The organism is Streptomyces sp. NPDC054813, from assembly GCF_053611365.1.
In genome coordinates this window covers 1-4,059 of sequence record NZ_JBSHAF010000069.1, presented here as the reverse complement: position 1 = coordinate 4,059, position 4,059 = coordinate 1, and the positions used below count along the sequence as shown (strand labels likewise).

General features: G+C 73.7%; 1 protein-coding gene. It reads right to left on the bottom strand.

Annotated elements, in window-relative coordinates; genetic code table 11:
* A partial coding sequence (locus ACWGJB_RS49765; protein WP_453386629.1) for a type I polyketide synthase occupies positions 1 to 4,047 on the bottom strand: 4,047 nt, incomplete at its 3' end.
* Between the last annotated feature and the right edge of the window lie 12 nt (positions 4,048 to 4,059).

The following is a 4,059-nucleotide window of genomic DNA, read 5'->3' as shown; positions in this document are numbered from 1 at the left end:
CGGTTCGGCGAGCAGGTATTCACGCAACCGAGCCGCCTGCCCCCGCAACGCCTCAGCACTCCGCCCAGACACCAGCACCGGCACCGGCACCGGCACCGGCACCGGCAACACCGGCTCCGGAACAGCTGTCGGCTCCACAGCCGGCGCCTGCTCGATGATCACGTGCGCGTTGGTACCGCTCACCCCGAACGCCGACACCGCGGCCCGACGCACCTCGGTCTCCGGCCAGTCGATCGCCTCGGTGAGCAGCCGTACGTCACCGGCCGACCAGTCCACGTGCGGGGTCGGTTCGTCGATGTGCAGGGTGCTGGGCAGCCGCCCGTGTCGCATGGCCTGTACGACCTTGATCACGCCCGCGACACCCGCGGCGGCCTGCGTGTGTCCGATGTTCGACTTCACCGACCCCAGCCACAACGGCCGCTCGCGATCGGCGCCGTATGTACCCAGCAGGGCCCGCGCCTCGATCGGGTCGCCGAGCGTGGTGCCGGTGCCGTGCGCCTCGACCACGTCCACGTCCGAGGGGGACAGTCCCGCCGCCCTCAGCGCGGCGCGGATGACCCGCTCCTGCGAAGGGCCGTTGGGGGCGGTGAGCCCGTTGGACGCACCGTCCTGGTTTACCGCCGAACCGCGCAGCACCGCCAACACCTCGTGGCCGTTGGCCCGCGCATCGGACAGCCGCTCCAGCACGAGCATGCCTACGCCCTCGGACCAGCCGGTACCGTCGGCGCCGGCGGAGAAGGACTTGCAGCGGCCGTCGGCGGCCAGGCCACGCTGCCGGTCGAACTCACGGAACGGGGTCGGGCTGGACATCACCGTCACCCCGCCGGCCAGCGCCAGGGTGGACTCGCCCGAGCGCAGCGACTGGGCGGCCAGGTGCAGGGCCACCAGCGAGGAGGAGCAGGCGGTGTCCACGGTGACCGCGGGGCCGGTGAACCCGAAGGTGTAGGCGACCCGGCCGGTGGCGATGCTGCCCAGGTTGCCGTTGCCCAGATAGCCCTCCAGTTCCTCGGGCACATGGACCAGCCGGGTCGCGTAGTCCTGGTACATCAGCCCGGCGAACACCCCGGTACGGCTGCCCCGGACGCCCGTCGGGTCGATCCCGGCGCGTTCCAGCGCCTCCCAGGACAGCTCCAGCAGCAACCGCTGCTGCGGGTCCATCGCCAGCGCCTCGCGCGGGGAGATGCCGAAGAACCCGGGGTCGAAGTCGGCGACGTCGGCGAGGAATCCGCCCAGGCCGACCGGTAGTGCGCCGAGGTCCCAGCCACGGTCGGCGGGGAAGGCGGAGATGCCGTCCCGGCCCGCGGCGACCAGGTCCCAGAGCTGCTCGGGCGTGCGGACCCCGCCGGGGTAGCGGCAGGCCATACCCACGATCGCGATCGGTTCGTCCGCGGCGGCCGCGACCGCGGGCGCGGCGGGTTCCGGTCCGGTCTGGAGGTCGCCGGCCTCGGCGAGGACGAATCCGGCCAGCGCGGCCGGGGTGGGATGGTCGAACACCAGGGTGGTGGGCAGCCGGAGTCCGGTGGCGGCGCCGAGACGGTTGCGCAGTTCCAGCGCGGTCAGCGAGTCGACGCCGAGGTCGGCGAAGGAATGCTCGGGGCCGACCTGTTCGGCCCCGGCCAGGTCCAGCACCCCGGCAGCCTGGGTGCGCACCAGGTCCAGGGCGGCACGACGGCGCTCTGGTACGGGCAGCGCCCGCAGCCGGTCGGCCCAGCCGGACTGCTGCCGGGTACGGCGACGGCCACGGACCAGGCCGGCGAACACCTCCGGCAACGGGTCGAGCCGGTGGAGAGCCGCGGTGTCCAGCCGCATCGGCAGTACGGCCGCCTCGCCGAGCCCCACGGCGGCGTCCAGCAGCGCCAGGGCTTCCGCGGTGGGCAGGGCGGAGATGCCGCTGCGGGCGATACGGGCCCGGTCGGCCTCGGAGAGCTCGCCGGTGATGCCACTGCGCTGTTCCCACAGTCCCCAGCCCAGCGAGGTGGCCGGCAGCCCGGCGGCGCGGCGCTGCCGGGCCAGCGCGTCCAGGTGTGCGTTGGCGGCCGAGTAGGCCGCCTGGCCGGCGTTGCCGAGGGTCGCGGAGGCGGAGGAGAACAGTACGAACCGGGTGAGGTCCCGGTCGCGGGTCAGTTCGTCCAGCCAACGCGCGCCCAGGACCTTCGGCGCCAGCACCGCCCACAGCCGCTCCTCGGTGAGCCCGGTGACCAGACCGTCGTCCACCACCCCGGCCGCGTGCACCACGGCTGTCACCGGATGCTCGGCCAGCAACGCGGCCACCGCCTCCCGCTCGGCCACATCACACGCCACCACCGCCACCTCGGCGCCCAACTCACCGAGCTCGGTGGCCAGTTCTGCCATACCGGGCGCGTCACCGCCCCGCCGGGAAGCGAGCACCACACCACGCACCCCGTGGCGCTCCACCACATGCCGTGCCACCAAGCCCCCGAGGGTCCCACTGGCCCCGGTGACCAACACGACATCCTCGACCGACCAGGGAGCGTCCCCGGCCGCCTCCGTCACCCGCGCCAGCCGCGGCACGAACACCCGCCCCGCACGCAGGGCCAGTTGGGGTTCGTCGGTAGCCAGTGCCGCGGTCAGCTCCGTGTCCGTGACAGTGGGGTCGGTCGTGTCCAGCAGCACGAACCGGTCGGGCCACTCGATCTGCGCCGAGCGCACCAACCCCCACACCGCCGCGCCGGCCGGGTCGGGCACCTCGTCGGCGATGGCCGCCACGGCACCATGGGTGACCAGGACCAGACGGGCGCCCTGCGCGGGCTCCTCGGCCGACCAGCCACGTACCCGGTCCAGTACGGCGGCGGTGCGCTCGGCCACGGGCATGTCCTCGACCCGGAACAGCACATCGTCGCCGGTACGGCGGGGGCGTCCGCTGCGGGCGGGCGTCCAGTCCAGCCGGTACACCGAGTCCAACCGCGCGGGCGCGCGTAATCCGCCGGTGAGGGCACGCAGCACCACGTGCTCGACGGTGCCGACCGGGGCGCCGCTGCCGTCGGCCAGGTCCAACCGGACCGCGTCCGCCCCGACGACGGTGAGCCGAACCCGCAGCGCCGTCGCGCCCGTGTCGTACCAGCGGACCCCTCGGAAGGCGAAGGGCAGCCGCAGGCCGTGGTCACCGCGCAGGGCGAGGGCGTGCAGTGCCGCGTCCAGCAGCGCCGGATGCAGTCCGAACTCCCCTGCTCGGACGTGCTGTTGGCCAGGAAGGGAGATCTCGGCGAAGATCTCGTCGCCGCGCCGCCAGGCGGCCCGCAGCCCCTGGAACGCCGGTCCGTAGCCGAGACCGGTGTCGGCGAGCCGGGGATAGAACCCCTCCAGGTCGACCGAATCGGCATCGGCTGGGGGCCACTGCACGAGATCCGCACCGACGCCGTCGTCGCTGCTCTCGGACAGCACACCAGTGGCGTGCCGGGTCCAGGGCGCTGTGGAGCCCTCCGGCCGGGAGTGCACCTCGATATTGCGGCTGCCGGTGTCGTCGGGTTCTCCGACGACGACCCGCAGGGCGAGGCCGCCCTCGGCGGGCAGGACGAGCGGGACCTCCAGGGTCAGCTCGTCCAGCCGGTTGTCACCGAGCAGTTCGGCGGCGTGCCGGGCGAGTTCGACGAACGCGGTACCGGGCAGCAGCACCGTGCCGGTGACCTGGTGGTCGGCCAGCCAGGGCTGGGCCCGCAGGCTCAACCGCCCGGTCAGGACGGTGTCGACGGCACCGGGCAGGGCGACCAGCGCGCCGAGCAGCGGATGCCCGGCGGGCAGCGCACCGAGCGCGGCCGGGTCGGCCGACTCGGCGTTCTCCAGCCAGTAGTGGCGGTGCTGGAAGGCGTAGGTGGGCAGGTCGACCCGGGCCGCGGCCGGCAGATACGACGCCCAGTCGACGACGCCGCCGTGCGCGTGGAACAGGGCCAACCCGGTTGCCACCGAACGGACTTCGGGCTGCCCGCGACGCAGCAACGGCACGAAGGCCGCCGTCGCGTCCTGCGACAGACAATCCGGTCCCACGGCGGTCAACGCGGCATCCGGACCGACCTCCACGAACCTCGTCACACCCTGCTCGTG